The organism is Bilophila sp. 4_1_30 (assembly GCF_000224655.1).
In the GTDB taxonomy this organism is placed as follows: domain Bacteria; phylum Desulfobacterota; class Desulfovibrionia; order Desulfovibrionales; family Desulfovibrionaceae; genus Bilophila; species Bilophila wadsworthia.
Genome location: NZ_JH114232.1, coordinates 880,327 through 898,043, shown reverse-complemented (window position 1 = coordinate 898,043; position 17,717 = coordinate 880,327). Strand labels below are relative to the sequence as shown.

Annotated in this window: 18 protein-coding genes; 14 read left to right on the top strand and 4 right to left on the bottom strand. The window is 60.5% G+C overall.

Going from position 1 to position 17,717, the window contains the following annotated elements:
* Positions 1-33: 33 nt before the first annotated feature.
* The gene (locus HMPREF0178_RS10635; RefSeq protein ID WP_009733409.1) at positions 34-843 is read right to left on the bottom strand and encodes a sirohydrochlorin cobaltochelatase; all 810 of its coding nucleotides are present in this window, start codon (positions 841-843) and stop codon (positions 34-36) included.
* A 125-nt stretch (positions 844-968) separates the two neighbouring features.
* Here HMPREF0178_RS10635 and HMPREF0178_RS10630 point away from each other — a divergent pair, with 125 nt between their 5' ends.
* The 14 genes from HMPREF0178_RS10630 to HMPREF0178_RS10565 all read left to right on the top strand — a co-directional run bounded on the left by HMPREF0178_RS10630 (position 969) and on the right by HMPREF0178_RS10565 (position 13,889).
* Positions 969-1,826 carry a sugar nucleotide-binding protein gene (locus tag HMPREF0178_RS10630; RefSeq protein ID WP_009733408.1) on the top strand — a complete coding sequence of 286 codons (858 nt, stop codon included), beginning with the start codon at positions 969-971 and terminating at the stop codon, positions 1,824-1,826.
* Positions 1,827-1,842: 16 nt separating this feature from the next.
* Complete coding sequence (locus HMPREF0178_RS10625) at positions 1,843-2,811, top strand: nucleoside recognition domain-containing protein (protein WP_009733407.1); 969 nt, start codon at positions 1,843-1,845, stop codon at positions 2,809-2,811.
* A complete protein-coding gene (lpxB, locus tag HMPREF0178_RS10620; RefSeq protein ID WP_009733406.1) occupies positions 2,808-3,923 on the top strand; it encodes a lipid-A-disaccharide synthase in 1,116 nt (371 codons plus the stop codon). The genes HMPREF0178_RS10625 and lpxB overlap by 4 nt, the downstream gene beginning before the upstream one ends.
* Before the next feature lie 317 nt (positions 3,924-4,240).
* On the top strand, positions 4,241-4,501 hold the full coding sequence (locus tag HMPREF0178_RS10615) for an AtpZ/AtpI family protein (RefSeq protein WP_005024993.1): 261 nt from the start codon (positions 4,241-4,243) through the stop codon (positions 4,499-4,501).
* The gene (locus HMPREF0178_RS10610) at positions 4,476-4,928 is read left to right on the top strand and encodes an ATP synthase subunit I (RefSeq protein ID WP_009733405.1); all 453 of its coding nucleotides are present in this window, start codon (positions 4,476-4,478) and stop codon (positions 4,926-4,928) included. The genes HMPREF0178_RS10615 and HMPREF0178_RS10610 overlap by 26 nt, the downstream gene beginning before the upstream one ends.
* A 165-nt stretch (positions 4,929-5,093) precedes the next feature.
* Positions 5,094-5,795 carry a F0F1 ATP synthase subunit A gene (gene atpB, locus HMPREF0178_RS10605; protein ID WP_005024989.1) on the top strand — a complete coding sequence of 234 codons (702 nt, stop codon included), beginning with the start codon at positions 5,094-5,096 and terminating at the stop codon, positions 5,793-5,795.
* A 69-nt stretch (positions 5,796-5,864) separates the two neighbouring features.
* Positions 5,865-6,200 carry an ATP synthase F0 subunit C gene (gene atpE, locus HMPREF0178_RS10600; protein ID WP_005024987.1) on the top strand — a complete coding sequence of 112 codons (336 nt, stop codon included), beginning with the start codon at positions 5,865-5,867 and terminating at the stop codon, positions 6,198-6,200.
* 113 nt (positions 6,201-6,313) lie between these two features.
* Entirely contained in the window at positions 6,314-6,964 is a 651-nt protein-coding gene (locus tag HMPREF0178_RS10595) for a redox-sensing transcriptional repressor Rex (protein ID WP_005024985.1), read from the top strand.
* 122 nt (positions 6,965-7,086) lie between these two features.
* Positions 7,087-7,896, top strand: coding sequence for a tRNA pseudouridine(38-40) synthase TruA (gene truA / locus HMPREF0178_RS10590; RefSeq protein ID WP_009733404.1), 810 nt, complete (start codon positions 7,087-7,089; stop codon positions 7,894-7,896).
* A gap of 55 nt (positions 7,897-7,951) precedes the next feature.
* Positions 7,952-8,374, top strand: a complete 423-nt coding sequence (locus HMPREF0178_RS10585; RefSeq protein ID WP_005024981.1) for a hypothetical protein — start codon at positions 7,952-7,954, stop codon at positions 8,372-8,374.
* A gap of 393 nt (positions 8,375-8,767) precedes the next feature.
* Positions 8,768-10,837 (top strand): molybdopterin-dependent oxidoreductase, encoded by a 2,070-nt coding sequence (locus tag HMPREF0178_RS10580; protein WP_009733403.1) that lies wholly within the window; start codon positions 8,768-8,770, stop codon positions 10,835-10,837.
* A 198-nt stretch (positions 10,838-11,035) separates the two neighbouring features.
* Positions 11,036-11,575 carry a 4Fe-4S dicluster domain-containing protein gene (locus HMPREF0178_RS10575; RefSeq protein ID WP_009733402.1) on the top strand — a complete coding sequence of 180 codons (540 nt, stop codon included), beginning with the start codon at positions 11,036-11,038 and terminating at the stop codon, positions 11,573-11,575.
* A gap of 112 nt (positions 11,576-11,687) precedes the next feature.
* Entirely contained in the window at positions 11,688-12,581 is an 894-nt protein-coding gene (gene rfbA / locus HMPREF0178_RS10570) for a glucose-1-phosphate thymidylyltransferase RfbA (RefSeq protein WP_009733401.1), read from the top strand.
* Positions 12,582-12,734: 153 nt separating this feature from the next.
* A complete protein-coding gene (locus HMPREF0178_RS10565; protein ID WP_009733400.1) occupies positions 12,735-13,889 on the top strand; it encodes a glycosyltransferase in 1,155 nt (384 codons plus the stop codon).
* A gap of 250 nt (positions 13,890-14,139) precedes the next feature.
* Here the strand turns inward: HMPREF0178_RS10565 and rfbB are convergent, their stop codons facing one another.
* The 3 genes from rfbB to HMPREF0178_RS10550 form a co-directional block, all read right to left on the bottom strand.
* Entirely contained in the window at positions 14,140-15,198 is a 1,059-nt protein-coding gene (gene rfbB, locus HMPREF0178_RS10560) for a dTDP-glucose 4,6-dehydratase (protein WP_009733399.1), read from the bottom strand.
* 261 nt (positions 15,199-15,459) lie between these two features.
* A complete protein-coding gene (locus HMPREF0178_RS10555) occupies positions 15,460-16,794 on the bottom strand; it encodes a nucleotide sugar dehydrogenase (protein WP_009733398.1) in 1,335 nt (444 codons plus the stop codon).
* A gap of 51 nt (positions 16,795-16,845) precedes the next feature.
* Positions 16,846-17,613 (bottom strand): aspartate/glutamate racemase family protein, encoded by a 768-nt coding sequence (locus tag HMPREF0178_RS10550; protein ID WP_009733397.1) that lies wholly within the window; start codon positions 17,611-17,613, stop codon positions 16,846-16,848.
* Positions 17,614-17,717: the final 104 nt, after the last annotated feature.

The window sequence follows — 17,717 nt, the reverse complement described above, 5'->3', positions numbered from 1 at the left end:
CAGAAAGTTTCTTCTCCCCCTCCCCCGATTCGCTCAGCCCCACCCTTTCATAGCCTGCGCCAGATTGTCGACCCAAATGTCCATGAACCCCTGATACTCCATCATTCCCCGAAGAACGGGAACACAGGCTATGCTCTCGGCCTCGAGCCGGGAGCGCCACGAATGTTCCGAATCCCCGGCCATGTCTTCAAGCGTATGCCGCCCCACGACGGCGAGCAGGGGCAGCAGCCAGACTCGATCGAACGGACGCCCGGAAGCCCGCAGATGCTCCACGATGTGCTCAAGGCGGATGGTCCCGTTCAGCGTGCCCATGAGCACGAGGGGATCCCGTTCCCGCACAGCCGCGGCAAGAGCCTCGTAGCGGCTCTCCGCGGCGTGGCGGCTCCCGTGGCCCATGAACAGCACAGGCTCGCCGGGGGCGCGTCCGGAAGGAAGCTCGGCGAGCAGGGCGCGTGCGGCGCGATCCACCGATGCCTGCGACTCCGTCAGCAAAGGCGCACCCACCACAAGCGACGCGAACGTCCCGTCGGCACGCAGTTCGTCCGCATCCGACACGATGTCCCCGTATTCAAGGCCGGGAATGACATGCACCGGCTGAACCGCCACATGGGTAAATTTTTCAAAAGCCATTTTCTTCAATGCTTTGTGAACGGAATCCGATTTTTTCCGTTCGCTGGCCAGCCGTTCCCGCATGAGCATGGACGTAAAGGCCCAACGCACCGACACATCAGGAAAAGCCTTGCGGACTTGCGCATCGAAACGCCGGAGCGTCGACTCCCCCTGAGAACTGCCCGAACCAAATGCTGCAAGAAGGATGCCTCTTTTCATCGTTATAGCGTACAAAAAGTTGTACCCTCCTTTTTCACCTTACATGACAAGTGGATAAAACAAACGGCTCTCCAGCGTGCGTTGACGCGTTTCGGCGCGGCTGGTACCCTGAGCGCCTTATACATTTATGGAGAAAACCCGTGAGTACTCCTGTCGCTCTCGTTCTTGGCGGACACGGCCTTCTGGGCCAGCCTCTGGCGCAGCAGCTTGCCGGAAACGGCTGGGAGGCGCAATCGCTGGATTTTGAAGACTGCAATCTCCTGAACCCCGTGGAACTCCAGCCGCGCATCGAATTCATCAACCCTGACGTCATTTTCAATACCGTAAGCTGGAACACGGAAAACCCTGCTGAAAAACAGCCACAAGAAGCCCTCTCTGTCAACCGCGGCCTTCCGGCCTTCCTCGGCGGGCTGGTCAAAGGCACGCCCAGATTCCTCGTCCACTACAGCTCGGATCAGGTTTTCAACGGCCGCAAGGACTCCCCTTACACCGAGGAGGACAAGGCCGATCCGATCTCCCTGTGCGGCAAGAGCCGCCTTGCCGGTGAACAGGCCCTGCTTGAACTCAACGCCGACAACATCTGCATCATCCGTACGGGCTGGCTGTTCGGCCCGGATGGGGACAGTTTCCTGAAGCGCCTCCTTGGTCAGGCCAAGACCGAAGGGACCGTGGAGGTCATCCACGATCAGATCGGTTCTCCGACGTACGCGAAGGATCTGGCGCAGGCCACGCTCCAGCTTGTCAAGCGTCGGGCCCCCGGACTGTACCATGTGGCGAACTCGGGCCAGGCCACCTGGTGCGAGCTGGCGGCGGAAGCCGTGCGCCAGGCCAGCCTGCCCTGCTCCGTGCGGGCCATCGCAAGCTCGGACAAGACGCTCCGCGCAAGCTATGAGGTGCTTTCCTCCGCAAAGTATACGGCCCTCACCGGATGTACCATGCGTCCCTGGTCTCAGGCCCTGCGGGAGTACATCTACTCGGTCCTTCTTGCCTCCCAATAACCCCCGCGGATATGCCATGACCAGCCATCTGCTCAAGACGCTGCGCGAAGTCCTTATGGATGCTGTGCATGTAAGCTTCGATTTTTTCAAGGTGCTTATTCCGATCAGCATCGCCATGAAGATCCTTGCCGAGCTGGACTGGATCCGCTATCTGGCCCTGCCTCTCGAGCCCGTCATGCAGCTGACCGGGCTCCCCGCCGATCTGGGCATCGCGTGGGCCACGGGCATCATGGTCAATTTCTATTCGGCGCTGATCGTCTTCATCGGCCTGCTGCCCGGACTGCCGCCGCTGACCACGGAGCAGGTCACGACGCTCGCGGTCATGATGCTCATCGCGCACAGCATCCCCGCCGAAGGGCGCATCGCGGCCCAGTGCGGCGTGTCGTTCATCGGCCAGGCCGTCATCCGGCTCGTGGTCGCCGTCATCGGCGGGGTCATCGTGCATACGTCCTGCCAGGCGTTCGGCTGGCTGGATACGCCCGCCCGCATCGCCTTTACCCCTTCGCCGGACGTCAACCTGCTCTGGTGGGCGCTCGGGGAAGTGCGGAACCTCGTCAGCATCTTCTGCGTGATTTTCTTCGTCATGCTGCTCCAGCGGTTCCTGCGCTATCTCAAGGTCGCGGATCTGGTGGGACGGGCGCTCGCTCCGGCCCTGCGGGTACTCGGTATGCGCCCCGCCGCCGCGACGGCCATGATCGTCGGCGTGATCACGGGCATCGTCTACGCCAGCGGCGTCATCCTCAAGGAAGCCCGCAGCGGCGAGATGTCCCGGCACGACGTGTTTTCCTGCATGACCCTGATGGGGCTCGCGCACGCCATCATTGAGGATACCTGCCTCATGCTGCTCATCGGCGCGCACATCGGAGGGATTTTCTTCCTACGCCTGGCGCTGGCCTTCGTCACCTGCGCCGTGATCAACATCCTGTACCTCCGGTTCCGGGGTGACGCACGGGAGCCGGAAACCGCCCCCAACGAGGTTTCATGAAAACAATCTGGATCAATGCCGGAGAGCTTTCCGGCGACATGCAGGCCGCCGCCCTGCTGACGGCCCTGCGCGAACGCGAGCCCGAACTCGCCGCCATCGGCATGGGGGGCCCGAATCTGGCCCGTGCCGGGCAAAAGAACCTGTTCCGCGTGGAGTCGCTTTCGGTCATGGGGATCATGGAAGTCCTGACCGCCCTGCCCCGCGCCCTCCACATGCTTTCGCGGATCAAAAAGGAAATGGCCCGGCTGCGGCCCGATGCCGTCGTGCTGGTGGACGCCCCGGAATTCAATTTCCGGGTGGCGAAGATCGCGCACGGCCTCGGGATTCCGGTCTACTACTTCATCCCGCCGAAAATATGGGCGTGGCGCACGGGACGCGTCCGCTTCCTCCAGTGCTACGTCAAACGGCTGTTCTGCATCCTGCCCTTTGAGCCCGCTTTCTACGCCAAATACGGCGTACAGGTTGATTATATTGGCAATCCGCTCGTTGATATGGTGAATTGGCCCGAGTTGAAAAAAATCGAGCCCATAAAGGGCCGTATCGGGCTGATGCCGGGGAGCCGCCGCAAAGAAGTGGAAGCGCTTCTGCCGGAGTTTGGGAAAGCCGCCCGCATCCTGTTGCAACAGGGCCGGGACGTGACCTTCCACTGTCTGCGCGCGCCGAACATGCCCGAAGAAAAACTCCGGGCGCTCTGGCCGTCCGACGTGCCCGTCGTCTTTGACGCGCCGGAGGACCGCTACACGGCCATGCGGCGCTGCGAATGCATGTTGGCGGCCTCGGGCACGGCGACGCTGGAAACGGCACTGGCGGGCGTCCCCACTGTCGTCAGCTACCGGGTCGCGCCGTTTTCCGCGTTGGTCGGGCGTCTGCTGATCAAGGTCAAATGGGTCAGCCTGACCAACCTGATCATGCAAAAAGAACTGTTTCCCGAGCTGTTGCAGGAGCGCGCCACAGGCGGAATGATGGCTTCCCAATTGGCCGCGTGGCTGGATATCCCCCCGCAAATCGAAGCCGTCCGCGCCGAACTTGCGGAACTCCGCCGCCGTTGCGGAGAGCCCGGCAGCGCCGCCCGCGCCGCCGAAAAACTGCTTGAGGCTCTCAAAGAAAACTGACCTGTAAAAAGAAAAGTATTACGCGGTCAAAGGATTGCGCTCTCTGCAAGAAGTCCGTATCAAAACGGCTCCGTGCCGAAGACCTGATATTTTCCTCCTTCACACGGAAAAGATGCGCCCCTGACAATCCATACGGACACATCGCCTGCGTTTCCCTGTTGCTCCGGGAGACGGATCATAAAGGCAAACCCTTTGAGCAGCCCCGCCCGCCATTCGCCCTTGCGAACGTTTTAGGGAGGATAGGGGTGGGGTTTCGGGAGGGGGCAGGAGTACCTTTTGGAAAAGCTACCCCTGCCCCTGCCCAAAAAGGAACTCCAATGACATCAAAAGAGAATAAGCAAGGCCTGTTCGACTCGCTGGGGCGCGCCAGCGTCATGGGCCTGCACATGGTTTCGGGCATCATCGTCGGCTGCCTCCTCGGGTACTGGCTGGACAAATGGTTCGGAACCTATCCGTGGTGCGCCGGCGTGGGCCTTATCGTGGGCATCGGCGCGGGATTCCGCAACATCTGGCTGGACGCGCGCATACTGCTCCGCCAAGGGGAACAGGACGATGCAGGCAAAAAGCGGCAAAAATAACGGCCCGTTCCACTGGCTGGAGAAGAGGCTGTGGCGGAGCGGCGTGCAGGACCCCATGATCCGGGAAATCCTGTGCTGGCAGCTCAGCGTCATTGCCTTGTCCCTGTTTTTCGGCGCGGTGCTCTGGCCGTTTCACCCGGCGGGGGCGTGGATCTTCTGGTTTGGCTTCGGAGCACTGCTCTCCGCATGGAATTTTTTTGCCTTACTAAAATTTGTTCCCAAAGTAATCTCGGCTGGTTGGAGCAAAAGCAGCCTTTTTGCCCTTCTCCTCCGCACGAACATGAGACTTTTATTTACCGGAATTTTGTTGTACATGGTTCTGGTATGGTTTAAGGGCTCTATCTCTGCGGTACTGTTGGGGCTTGCCGTGCTTCTCGTCGGCATGACCGCGGGAGGACTGAAAAAGGCATTGAAAAAGCCGGCCTGACAGGCTACAGAGAGCCCGCGCAAGCCGCATCTTTGTTTCATCAGGTTTCCACAACCGATTATCGAACCGATTCCGGTCGGCATGAAAACAGGCGTGTTCGCCACTCTCGGGGACGCCTTTTTCGGACGCATCGTACGCGTAAATGACATTTGAAGGAGCGCACACATGGCAGGCGGACTTCCTGAGCCGATTCTCATCTCCGAACTGGTTCATCTGGATCATATCACCATCGCTGGGCAGACGGTGGAATTCAGGCACGTCTTCTATACGTGGATGGCCATGCTCATCCTTTTTGTCGTCGGCTGGCTTGTGCGCCGCAATATTTCGCTGATCCCCGGCAAGATGCAGAACATCTTCGAGTCGATCATAGGCGGGCTTGAGGACTTCACCGTCACCAACATGGGCGAGGACGGACGCAAGGTTTTCCCCGTGCTCGGCGGCCTGTTCCTCTTCATCGCCGTACAGAACATACTCGGCCTCATCCCCGCCTGTGACGCCCCGACCGCCAACATCAACACCAACATCGGCATGGCCCTGTTCGTGTTCCTGTACTACAACTATCAGGGCATCAAGCGCTGGCACGGCCACTACATCCACCACTTCATGGGCCCCATGCTCCCGTTGGCGCCGTTCATGATGATTCTTGAATTCATTTCGCATCTCGCCCGCCCGCTGTCGCTGACGCTCCGTCTTTTCGGCAACATCCGCGGCGAAGAAATCGTGCTCCTCCTCTTCTTCCTCATGGCGCCGCTCGTGAGCACGCTGCCCATCTACTTCCTGTTCCTGCTCGCCAAGGTATTGCAGGCCTTCATCTTCTACATGCTGGCCCTCATCTACCTCAAGGGAGCTATGGAACCGGCCCACTAAGGGGCCACACCTCTCGGGGGAAATGGTCTTTTTGACCAACACAATACAACCGCTCAAGGAGCAACATACATGCGCAAGATTCTTGTGACCCTGCTCAGCACCGTGGCCATGATGGGCATCGCCAGCCTCGCTTTCGCCGCCGACGGCGCTCCCGTGAAACTGGATTCCGCCTCTCTCGGCCTCGCCATCTTCGGCTGCGCCATCGGCATGGCCGTCGCCGCCGCCGGTTGCGGTATCGGTCAGGGCCTCGGTCTGAAGAGCGCCTGCGAAGGCATCGCCCGCAACCCTGACGCCGCCGGCAAAATTCAGGTCAGCCTTATCCTCGGCCTCGCCTTCGTGGAATCCCTGGCCATTTACTCCCTCGTGGTGAACCTGATCATCCTGTTCGCCAACCCCTTCATCTAAATAAGCAAGCGGCTTATTCCCGGCGGGTCCTCGGCCCGCCGGGGTTTCCGGGGAGGGACCGGCAACGCCGTTCTCTCCTCCTGTTTTTCCATCTTTAGCAATGCGATACCACTATGCTCTCATTGAAAAGCGAACGTATTCCCAGAGCCACCATTCGTCGCCTTGCCGTGTACGTTCAAGTGCTCGAAAGTATGCAGCGCAACGGCGTGGAGGTCATCTCCTCCGGCCCGCTCGCTGAAGCGTGCGACGTGAACGCATCTCAGGTGCGCAAGGACCTTGCCTATTTTGGCGAATTCGGTGTGCGTGGCGTAGGGTACAACGTAGCCAGCCTCATCGCCGCCATCAAAGCTTCCCTTGGCGTTGACCGCGAATGGCGCGCCGCGCTGATCGGGGTGGGCAACCTCGGCCGCGCGCTGCTGCACCATGCCGAATTCAAGGCCCGCGGCTTCAACATCGTGGGAGCCTTCGACTGCGATCCGTTCAAGATCGGCGAGCAGGTCTATGGGCTGGAAGTCACGTGTACGAGCGACCTGAAGTCCGCCGTGGACGCCAAGGGCATTGAAATAGGGATCATCACCACGCCGCCGGAACGCGCGCAGCGCGCGGCCGACCATCTGGTCGAAGCGGGCGTATGCGGTATCCTGAATTTCGCGGGGGCCCGGATCCACGTGCCTGAAAAGGTCGTCGTGGAGTATGTGGACTTCTTCCACTATCTCTACGCCCTTGCCTTCAGCATCACCGGCAGCGAACACCGCTCCAAGTAGTCCCGGAGAGGGGCAAACGCCCCGCTCCGAACCGGCCCTGATACTGTACTGTCAGCCCCGCCGTTTTCGCGGATCGGGGGTCGGGGCTTTTGTCGTTTTTTCGTCTTTCCCAAAGGTCTTCCATGCCCCGCCTCAAGCTGACGATAGCCTACGTAGGCACCCAGTATCACGGCTGGCAGACGCAGGCCCGCAAAAACGCCTCCCCACTGCCCACCATTCAGAACATTATTGAGGACGCCGTGGCTCACGTGCTCGGCGAGCGCGTCCATGTGCACGGTGCAGGGCGGACCGACGCGGGCGTTCACGCCGAAGCACAGGTCGCTCACCTCGATGTCCCCGAATCGCGTGCCCGTATGGACTGGCAGCTGGCCCTCAATACGCTCCTGCCGCGCGACATACGCATTGCGGACGCCGTTCTTGTGCCCGACACGTTCCATGCTCAGCACAGTGCCGTCCGCAAGACCTACGAATACCGCCTCTGGCTCTCCAAGCGCTACACGCCGCCGCAGCTCTTTCCTTTCGTCTGGGCCTGCGGCCCTGTGGATGTGGAGCGTATGGACGAGGGGAGCCGCTACCTCCTTGGCAAGCGGGACTTCGCCAGCCTGAAAAACGCCGGGACGGATCTCCGCACAACGGTGCGTACCATCCTGTCCATCACCCGCACCCCCGGGGGCCCGCTCCCCGAAGGCTGCCTCGAACTGACCTGGCGCTTTGAAGCGGACGGCTTTCTCAAACAGATGGTCCGCAATACCGTGGGGCTGCTCGTCGCTGTCGGGCGGGGCAAGCTGGAACCGGCGGATATTCCCGGCATCCTCGACGCCTGCGATCGCCGGATGGCTCCGCTCACGGCTCCGGCCTGCGGTCTGACTATGAAAAAAGTATGGTATGACGACATGTTCCCACTCGCTGCTTCCGGGCACGAAGGCGCTTGAATATTAAGAAATTCTACGATAGCGTCTAGTCAATATTCTTCACAAGGAGCCGCGTATGCCTCAGGTCGCAGCACGCATCAACGAGCAGCAGGAACGCTGGTTGAAGGACTACTTCCGCACAAAGAGTGCGGGGGCCGAATTCATTCTGCCGTGGGCGGTAGACACGTTTTTCCGCGCGATCACGACCATCAAAGGCACATTTACCGGACCGGAACTCAAAACCATTCTTGAAGCTCACCGTGATCAGCGTCTGCTCCCCGCGCATACCCGTCTCTCCTATCTCCTCCTGCGCGTTGCCGATCTGTGCGAGCAAACCGACTTCCATTCCCGTTACGGCGCGAGCCGCACCAGCCTTGAAGCCAAGCTGAAACGCCTGGACGACACCGAAGCCACGGCCCTTATGGTTTGGGCTTCGGCCTTCTGGGTAAGCCGCAATTGCTCGGCGGCGAACATGGATGACTACATAGCTTCGTATTGAGTCCACCATGCCCGTTTCCCTGTCAGGATACGCCCCGCACGCTCGAAAGGCCGGGGCGTTTTTTATTGAGAGCTTACTGGCGAGGGGAAGAGGAAACGTTCTGGAGAAAGGTTCTCCTTCCCTCACCACCCTCCACTCATCCCGCCTCAACGATTTTTGACTTTATGGGAGCCTCTGTTTCAGTCGTAGGTATACCCGGATCGACTCCATTGATCGGGATAACCCGACGGGGTACACTGGGGAATCTCGAAAGAGCCTATCAAGGCGGCGTGGAGGAAAACGAATACGGGGAAATCTCCGTTGGCCAGCCTCCGCCGCTCAACATTTTTGGGACAGAGCAATGGAACCAACGCATTTTCTCCATTATTCCCTCTTCCCATTCAGGAACGCATCATGAAGACAGTCTATAGCGTATGCGGCATGTGCGGGACACGGTGCCCGGTTGCCGTCGGAGTCGAAAACAGCGAAGCGGTCTGGATTCAGGGCAATCCCCACGTAGCCACGGGTTCGGCCCTATGCCCTCGCGGCATCGCGGCGCTCGCGCTGGAGAAAGATTCCGAGCGTCCGCAGTCGCCGCTGATGCGCGTGGGGGCCCGTGGAGGGCACAAGTGGCGCGCCGTCGGCTGGGAAGAGGCGCTCGATGCCGTAGCCGGCAAGCTCCGCGCCATACGGGATCAATACGGCCCCGAAAGTATCATGTTCTCGCACCGGGGCGGCCCGTTTACGGATCTCTACAAAGCCTTCGCACGCGGCCTCGGCACGCCCAACATCTACAGCCACAGCGTCACCTGCACCCGCAACGCGGATCAGGCCTGCGCATCCGTTTTGGGGCTGGATCGCGGGCGTCTCGTCATTGACTACCGGGAGTCGAAACACATCGTGCTCCAAAGCCGCAACGCGCTGGAGGCGCTGAACCTCTCGGAAGTCGCGGGCATCACCGCAGCGCGGGCCAACGGCTGCAAAGTGACGGTCATGGACGTCCGCGCCACCGTCAGCGCCGCCAAAGCGGACACCTTTTTCCTCGTCCGCCCCGGCACCGACTACGCCATGAACCTTGCGGTGCTGCACGTGCTGATTTCGGAAAAGCTTTATGCTCCCCAGATGCTGCCGTATATCGACGGCTTCGGGGAACTGGAGGAGCGCGTCCGCCCCTGTACGCCGGAGTGGGCGGAAGCCGAAACCGGGATCAAGGCCGACCGCATCATCATACTGGCGCGTGAACTGGCTGAGGCCGCCCCCCGCGTCCTCTGGTACCCCGGCTGGTTCACGGCCCGGTATGCGGACAGCTTCGTCACCGTGCGCAGCGCCTACCTCATCAACGCCCTGCTCGGCTCCATCGGCGCGCGCGGCGGCATGCCCATCAGCCTTTCCCCCAAGGAAACGGGGAAGCGGCTGCGGCCCCTCTCGGCGCTTTACCCCAATGTCACCAAGCCGATGGCGGACAAGGCCGACTGGCAGCAGCCCGGCCTGCTCCACCGGGCCTTCGACGCCGCCGTGACCGGCGATCCGTATCCGATCCGCGCCTATATCTCGATGCGCCACAACATCCTGTCTTCGCTGCCCGACCCGGATACGCTGCGGGGCAAGCTGGACAAGCTCGACCTCATCGTCGCCATCACCACCACATGGTCGCCCACAGCGGACTATGCCGACATCGTGCTGCCGCTCTCCCCAGCTTTGTCCCGGGAAAGCATTCTGGCCTCCAAACTGGGGCTGAAGCCGCAGTTCTTCCGCCGCCAGCGCGCCGTGCAGCCGCGTTTCGACACGCGCGCCGACTGGGAAATCCTGTGCGGACTCGCCTCCCGCCTCGGGCTCGACAAGCTCGCCTTCTCGCGCATTGAGGATATCTGGAACTACCAGCTTGAAAGTACGGGGCTCGGCATAGAGGCGTTCGACGCAACCGGCTTTGTGCCGCTCGCGTCCGCTCCACGCTGGAAACCCCTTGCAGAAGTCACGCTGCCCACGCCTTCCGGCAAGATAGAGGCCCGCAGCCGCTTATGGGCTGAATCCGGGCACGACACCCTGCCGCCCTATACGGCACCGGGACGGCCCGCCGCGCCCGACCAGTTCCGCATCATTCCCGGACGGGCGGCATTGCATACGCAGGCCAGCACGACGAACAACCCCTTACTGTCCGAACTCGCGCCCACCAATACGTTATGGATTCACAAGGAACGGGCCCAGGCCCTTGGCATTGCCGATGGCGACTGGGTTGAAGTGTGTACAGCCGCAGGCCCCGTTGGTCGTTTGCGTGCCAAAGTGACCACGGGCATCCACCCCGAAGCCGCCTTTATGCTGCACGGCTTTGGCAGGAAAACCCCTCAAGAAACGCGGGCCTTCGGCAAGGGCGTGGCCGACGAAGCCTGCATGATCAGCGGGCTGGAGCATGAAGATCCGCTCGGCGGGGGGCTGGCCCTTCAGGAGCACTTCATAACGCTCCGAAAAGCCGAAGAAACGGACTGAACCGGCCCTCAGGAAAGGGCGAGGCATTCACCTTTTCGATGGTTTTCCAAAAAATCCATTTTTGAATTTCACAGAGTTGAAATGCGGCTTTCATTACAACAGTGAATATATCGAAAGGATGTTCCCCCGCTGTATCCTCTGCGGGGGACGCCGCACCAGCAAACAATCGCCGGATGCAAGGCATCCGAGTGAGGCACTATGAGCATATACCGCCTTGTCGTTGATCAAGATCGCTGCATCGCCTGCCATGCCTGTGAAGCCAGCTGCAAGGCGGCCCATGACAGCGCACCGGGCATTTCCCTCGGAACGCTGCTTGTCGATGGCCCCCGCTTTGAGGACGCCGCGGAAGAAGCAACGCCGATCATCGTCAAACATGCACGGCCGGAAGCGCCCGCACCGCTTGTGCCGGACGGGGAGCCCCGGGTTGTGCTTCATACCCGCTACCGGGCCTGCGTACAGTGCCCTCAGCCGCGCTGTGTGGAAGCCTGCCCCAAAGAAGCGCTTATCCGCCGGGAGAGCGACGGGATCGTCTTCATACGGGAAGAAACGTGCGTCGGCTGCGGGGCGTGCCAGAAAGCCTGCCCGCATCACCTGATCTGGGTTGATCCCCGCAAAAGGAAAGCCGTCAAATGCGATCAATGCAAAGACCGCCTCGATGCCGGGCTGGACACCGCCTGCGTCGCCGTCTGTCCCACAGGCGCACTGAAACTCGTAAGGAAAGAAAAGCCGGGCCGATAGGCATTTGCAGGCGGCTGGCCCTTCACGCGGATTTCCCTAAAAGGAGCGCCGCTTGCCCTGCCCTTTTGCGGATGGTATTTGCCTGTTTCAATGTTAAGGGAAGGTGTTACATATGGCATCACGGAAAGGTATCCTGCTGGCGGGCGGTTCCGGTACGCGGCTTCATCCCCTCACGCTCAGCGTCAGCAAACAGTTGCTGCCGGTCTACAATAAGCCGATGATCTATTATCCGCTGTCGGTTCTCCTTCTGGCGGGCATCCGTGAGGTTGCCATCATCACCACGCCAGACGACGGCTGGCAGTTCCGCAAACTCCTTGGGGACGGCAGCCAGTGGGGGTGCTCCTTTGAGTACATTACGCAGCCGAAGCCAGAAGGCATCGCCCAGGCGTTCCTCCTCGCCGCTGATTTCATCAAAGGAAGCCACTCCTGCCTGATCCTTGGGGACAACATCTTCTTCGGCAACGGCCTTGAAGATCTCCTCATCAGCGCCCGCGAACAGGAAGAAGGCGCGACCGTCTTCGGGTATCACGTCAGCGACCCGGAGCGTTACGGCGTGGTCGAGTTCGATCAGGATATGAAAGTCCGTTCCCTTGAGGAGAAACCCCAACATCCCAAATCCAGCTACGCTGTGGCCGGGCTTTATTTTTATGATCAGGATGTCGTGGACATTACGCGCGAAATCAAGCCCTCTCCCAGGGGGGAACTGGAAATCACGGACGTCAACAAGGCCTATCTCGACGCGGGGAAACTGCACGTGGGGCTGATGGGGCGCGGTATCGCGTGGCTGGACACCGGCACCCACGATTCGCTCATGGCGGCGGGCACGTTTGTGCAGGCCATCGAAACCCGGCAGGGCCTCAAAGTTTCCTGCATTGAAGAAATCGCTTGGCGCAAAGGCTACATCTCGACGGAGCAGCTCATGAAACTGGCGGCCCCGCTACAAAAATCCGGCTATGGGGATTATCTTATGGCCCTGCCCGAACGTGTCGCCGAGTCATGGAAATAGCACCACGGCCCAGTATTGCCTGAGGGGGAGGCGTATCTCTCCATAGCTGTGTATCCATATTGCGGCCTCCCCGCCGGGTATGGATTCGGTGCGTCCGCCGATTGTTCCCGCCTCAAAAAATGCTCTGACGAGGAAACTCCAAGGAAATATCGCATGGATGAAAGAACCTTGCCGCATCTGCGCGTAGCCATTATTCATTACTGGCTTACGGGTATGCGCGGCGGAGAAAAAGTCGTCGAAGCCTTATGCAGGATTTTTCCGCAGGCGGATATCTACACGCATGTCGTACGCCCCGAGGCGCTCTCCGAAACCATTACGTCCCACCCGATTCATACGACATTTATCCAAAAGCTTCCGGGAAGCGTGCGGCATTACCAGAAATACCTTCCCCTGATGCCGCTTGCGCTGGAACAGTTGGATCTGCGCGGCTATGATCTCGTCATCTCCAGCGAGTCCGGGCCCGCCAAGGGAGTCATCACCCGGGCCGACACGCCGCACATCTGCTACTGCCATTCTCCCATGCGCTATCTCTGGGATTTCTATCAAGACTATCTGGATTCCGCCGGATCGGTGACGCGCCTGCTCATGCGCCCGCTGTTCCATCGTCTGCGGCTGTGGGATTATGCCTCGGCGCAGCGCGTCGATCACGTTATCGCCAATTCGCGCACCGTGGCGCGCCGGGTCAGACGCTGGTGGGGAAAGGAAGCCGCCGTCATCCATCCCCCCGTCGACATCTCACGCTTCTCCAGCCCCCGCATGGCGGCCCTTCAGGATGTCCCCGGCAGCCCGGAGCCCGACAGCTATTATCTCTGCCTCAGCGAACTGGTGAGCTACAAGCGTCTGGATCTGGCGGTGGAGGCGTGTACCCGTACCGGGCGACGGCTTATTGTTGCGGGGGATGGCCCGGAGCGGAAGCTTTTGGAAAGCATTGCCGGGCCGACCGTCAGTTTTGTGGGCCGCGTAGACAATAAAGCGCTCCCCGCCCTCTATGCGGGTTGCAAGGCTTTCCTGTTCCCCGGCGAAGAGGATTTCGGGATCACGCCTCTTGAAGCCATGGCCGCCGGACGACCCGTTATCGCATACGGCAGGGGCGGAGTCTTGGACAGCGTGGCGGACGGAGAAACCGGGATCTTTTTTGAACGGCAGACGGCTGACTCCTTAACCAAGGCACTCGATACGTATGAAGCCTCCACGGAACAGACGTGGACGCGCGACAGGCTGAAAAGGCAGGCGGAAAGCTTTTCCGAGGAGATCTTTCGGAAGAAGATGATTGCGTTCATCGCGGACGCCCTTGAAAACAAGGTATGACAATTCACGTTCCACGGACTGCAACGCCGTAGTTTTCCAACTCATGGCCATTTTGCCTTTTTCCCGAAAAAGACGTGAAAACATCCGTGTTTCACTATCCCGGCACTTTCAGCCGCCGTTGCGCGCGAACGGGGAATGCTCGTGGAGGCTGACGCTCCTCAATGCATTCCCCGCTCTCAGTTCCTATACTTTTTGAAACCGACCATCCCGCGCGCCGGCTCGACGTGAGCCGCCCGCAACTACATCCGGCCTACCGCCCGCTATAATTCGTTTCGAGCCATTGGCGGTATTCCCCGCTCTGGATGCTCTCCACCCACGCGGTATTCTCAAGATACCAGCCCACCGTTTCCCGAAGCCCTTCCTCAAAGCGGCGGCGCGGAACCCAGCCGATCTCCCGTTCGATCTTCGCGGCGTCAATGGCGTAGCGCAAGTCGTGGCCCGGCCTGTCCGCCACAAAGGTTATCTGCTTTTCATAGGGGGCCGCTGTGGGGCGGAGTTCGTCAAGAATGCGGCAAATGCTCCGGACGACGTCGATATTGGTCCGCTCGGAGCGTCCGCCGATATTGTAGCACTCTCCCGGCGCCCCTTTTTCCAAGACGGCGGAGATGGCTTCGCAGTGATCTTCCACGTGCAGCCAGTCGCGGATGTTCTCCCCGGTGCCGTAAATGGGCAGCGGTTTTCCAGACAGCGCGTTCAGGATGACCAAGGGAATGAGTTTCTCCGGGAACTGGCGCGGACCATAATTGTTGGAACAATTCGTGATGAGCGTGGGGAGCCCATAGGTTTCGTGATAGGCCCTCACGAAATGATCGCTGGACGCCTTGGATGCCGAATAGGGGCTGTTCGGCGCATACGGGGTGGCCTCCGTGAAGGCGGGCTCGCCGGGGCGAAGCGTCCCGTATACCTCATCCGTGGAAACGTGCAGGAAACGGAAAGCGTTCCGCCTTTCTTCGGACAGCTCTTTCCACCATTCCAATACGCCACGCAGGAGGGTGCAGGTTCCAAGGACATTGGTGCGGACAAACGCATCCGGATCATGGATGGAACGATCGACATGGCTCTCAGCGGCAAAATTGATGACCGCATCGGGCTGGTAATGGTACAGCAACTGGCGGACGAGCAGCGCATCCCCGATATCGCCCCGGACAAAAATATGCTCGGCATCCCCATCAAGGGACGCCAAGTTACCGATATTTCCGGAATAGGTGAGCTTGTCGAGATTGACGACCCGCTCCCCCGCGGTGCACCGGGACAGCACATAGCAGGAACCGATAAACCCCGCGCCTCCGGTTACAAGAACTGTCTTCATTCGGATACCTTCCAGACAGATTTGGGAAATACATCAAATGCCCGCAACGGCCTCATTGCCGGGATGATGGAGGAATTTTCCCCCGATAATGCCCCGCATCCGGCTCTCGATTTCTTTACAGGATACGGAACGCTCTCCCAATACGAACCGCCTCCGCCCCAAAGGATACAAGGCTACGCGGACGGGACATACCGGGGGAATATGCGTACAGCCCCAACGTAAAGGCGGCGAGGCGGGGACGGGAGCGCCCTTTAGCCTCGCCTAAAGCCTCCAGTAGGCCATGCCTTCGGCTTGCACGGCACTGGGCGAGAGACAGCCCTTCACATCCAGCAGGAGGGCCTTATCGGGCACGGCAAAGCGTGCGTGCAGGGCTGCCGGTTCCAAAACGCCGTTTTCGGCGTAGGCCTTGTGCGGCACGGCCAGAATCAGCGCGTCCAGATTGGCGAGCTCATCCAGCGCCGCGAAAGAGAGGCCATATTCATGGCGCACTTCCCCGGCGTCAGCCAGCGGATCGTGTACCAGCACATCGACGCCGTATTCCTGCAATTCGCGGATCACGTCGATAACCCGGGTGTTCCGCAAGTCCGGCACGTTTTCCTTGAACGTAAAGCCGAGGATGCCCACGCGGGCCGCGTTGACCAGCCGCCCCTGCCGGATCAGCAGTTTGACGCACGTTTCCGCCACATGCTTGCCCATGCCGTCGTTGATGCGCCGCCCGGCCAGAATGACCTGCGGATGGCAGCCGAGTTCCTCGGCCTTGAAGGTCAGGTAGTACGGGTCCACGCCGATGCAGTGCCCGCCGACCAGCCCCGGACGGAACGGCAGGAAGTTCCACTTGGTCCCGGCCGCTTCCAGCACATCCAGCGTATCAATGCCGAGCCGGTCAAAGATGATGGACAGCTCATTCATCAACGCGATGTTCAGGTCGCGCTGCGTGTTCTCGATGACCTTGGCGGCTTCCGCAACCTTGATGCTGGGGGCACGGTGGATGCCCGCGCGCACGACCGTCCCGTACAGCTCCGCCAGCAGATCCAGCGTCGGCGCGTCGCTCCCGGAAACAATCTTCTTGATGGTTTCAAGCGTATGCACCTTGTCGCCGGGGTTGATCCGTTCCGGAGAATAGCCCACCGTGAAGTCGGCTCCACACCGCAGGCCGGATTCGGCCTCAAGGATCGGGACGCAGAGCTCTTCAGTCACGCCCGGATAGACCGTGGACTCGTACACGACGACCGCGCCACGAGACAAATGCCGCCCCACAGTCCGGGAAGCCCCTTCCACCGGGGACAAGTCCGGGTTCCGGTGCTCGTCGATCGGCGTCGGAACCGCCACGATGATGACGCCCGCCTCGCGGAGCGCCGCCGGATCGTTGGTGAAACGAGCCGAGGAAGCTTGCAGCGCCGCCGAGTCCACTTCGCCTGTCCGATCAGTGCCCGCAGAAAGCTCTTCCACGCGGGCGGCGTTCAAATCAAAACCGATCACGCTGAAATGCCGGGCAAAAGCGACGGCCAGCGGCAAGCCGACATACCCGAGGCCGACGACGGCCACCGAGTGTGCGCCCTGATGGAAAGACGCAATGGAAGGCAAAGAAACAGACATAGGCAGTCCCTAATATGTAAAAGGAAAGCGCAATATTTTGAAAAAATAGCCTTAAGCTTTTTTCAGGCGTTCCGGAGCAAAAGCAATGATAAGGGCCCTGGCGAGCACCTTGGTGGCGTCCAGCAGCGGAACGCCGCGCAAGTCGGGCTCCGTGAGCGCCAACGGGATTTCCGTACAGCCGAGGATCACGGCGTCGGCCCCCTGCTCCACCAGTTTTTCCGCCTCGGCAAGCAATGCCCCGCGCGCTTCCGGCGTCACCGGATTCGACAGGGCCTTGATGCCGTATGCAGTATTGCTGATGGCCTGCTGGACACGCTCACGGCCTTCCTCATCCGGGAACAAGGGGACGAATCCCGCAGCGGAAAGGGCATCCTGATAGAGCCCGGTCGCGTAGGTTCCCTTGGTGCTCAGGACGCCGATCGTCCGGGCATGGGGCAGGCTCTCACGGATGAAGGCGACCACAGCATCGATCATATGGACGAAGCGCGTCTGCGGAGACGCCTCATGCAGCATGGCGACGGCTACGTCCATGATCCGAGGGCTGTGCGCCGTATTGCAGGGCACGCCGATAACGGTGGCCCCGGCCTTCGCCATGCGCACCATGATTTCGCCGATGGCTTCACCGGGGTTTTCGTCCGTCTCCCCAAGCAGAAAGCGCGTTCTGTCGATGATATGTTCGGAAAGGGAATACTGGATCACGGACAGGTGTTCCTGATCGCAGTTCGCTTCGGTCTGATCAAAAATCTTGCGCATGAGGTCCAGGCCGGCATACGGCCCCACCCCGCCCAGAACGCCTATGGCCCCGGTATCCGTTTTCATTGCGTTGTCCTCCAAAGGCTCAATCTTGCTGAGGAGGCAGTTTAGCTGAGCTTGCATGAGGGGACAAGCTTTTTAGGGGAGTGGGAAATGTGGGGGAAGGGAGG

What these genes read in the sequence shown, in the direction of transcription:
- rfbB (WP_009733399.1), bottom strand. Translation starts at nt 15,198, where the DNA reads ATGAAGACAGTTCTTGTAACCGGAGGCGCGGGGTTTATCGGTTCCTGC.
- HMPREF0178_RS10550 (WP_009733397.1), bottom strand. Translation starts at nt 17,613, where the DNA reads ATGAAAACGGATACCGGGGCCATAGGCGTTCTGGGCGGGGTGGGGCCG.
- HMPREF0178_RS10625 (WP_009733407.1), top strand. Translation starts at nt 1,843, where the DNA reads ATGACCAGCCATCTGCTCAAGACGCTGCGCGAAGTCCTTATGGATGCT.
- lpxB (WP_009733406.1), top strand. Translation starts at nt 2,808, where the DNA reads ATGAAAACAATCTGGATCAATGCCGGAGAGCTTTCCGGCGACATGCAG.
- HMPREF0178_RS10575 (WP_009733402.1), top strand. Translation starts at nt 11,036, where the DNA reads ATGAGCATATACCGCCTTGTCGTTGATCAAGATCGCTGCATCGCCTGC.
- truA (WP_009733404.1), top strand. Translation starts at nt 7,087, where the DNA reads ATGCCCCGCCTCAAGCTGACGATAGCCTACGTAGGCACCCAGTATCAC.
- atpB (WP_005024989.1), top strand. Translation starts at nt 5,094, where the DNA reads ATGGCAGGCGGACTTCCTGAGCCGATTCTCATCTCCGAACTGGTTCAT.
- atpE (WP_005024987.1), top strand. Translation starts at nt 5,865, where the DNA reads ATGCGCAAGATTCTTGTGACCCTGCTCAGCACCGTGGCCATGATGGGC.
- HMPREF0178_RS10580 (WP_009733403.1), top strand. Translation starts at nt 8,768, where the DNA reads ATGAAGACAGTCTATAGCGTATGCGGCATGTGCGGGACACGGTGCCCG.
- HMPREF0178_RS10610 (WP_009733405.1), top strand. Translation starts at nt 4,476, where the DNA reads ATGCAGGCAAAAAGCGGCAAAAATAACGGCCCGTTCCACTGGCTGGAG.
- HMPREF0178_RS10595 (WP_005024985.1), top strand. Translation starts at nt 6,314, where the DNA reads ATGCTCTCATTGAAAAGCGAACGTATTCCCAGAGCCACCATTCGTCGC.
- HMPREF0178_RS10555 (WP_009733398.1), bottom strand. Translation starts at nt 16,794, where the DNA reads ATGTCTGTTTCTTTGCCTTCCATTGCGTCTTTCCATCAGGGCGCACAC.
- HMPREF0178_RS10565 (WP_009733400.1), top strand. Translation starts at nt 12,735, where the DNA reads ATGGATGAAAGAACCTTGCCGCATCTGCGCGTAGCCATTATTCATTAC.
- HMPREF0178_RS10585 (WP_005024981.1), top strand. Translation starts at nt 7,952, where the DNA reads ATGCCTCAGGTCGCAGCACGCATCAACGAGCAGCAGGAACGCTGGTTG.
- rfbA (WP_009733401.1), top strand. Translation starts at nt 11,688, where the DNA reads ATGGCATCACGGAAAGGTATCCTGCTGGCGGGCGGTTCCGGTACGCGG.
- HMPREF0178_RS10615 (WP_005024993.1), top strand. Translation starts at nt 4,241, where the DNA reads ATGACATCAAAAGAGAATAAGCAAGGCCTGTTCGACTCGCTGGGGCGC.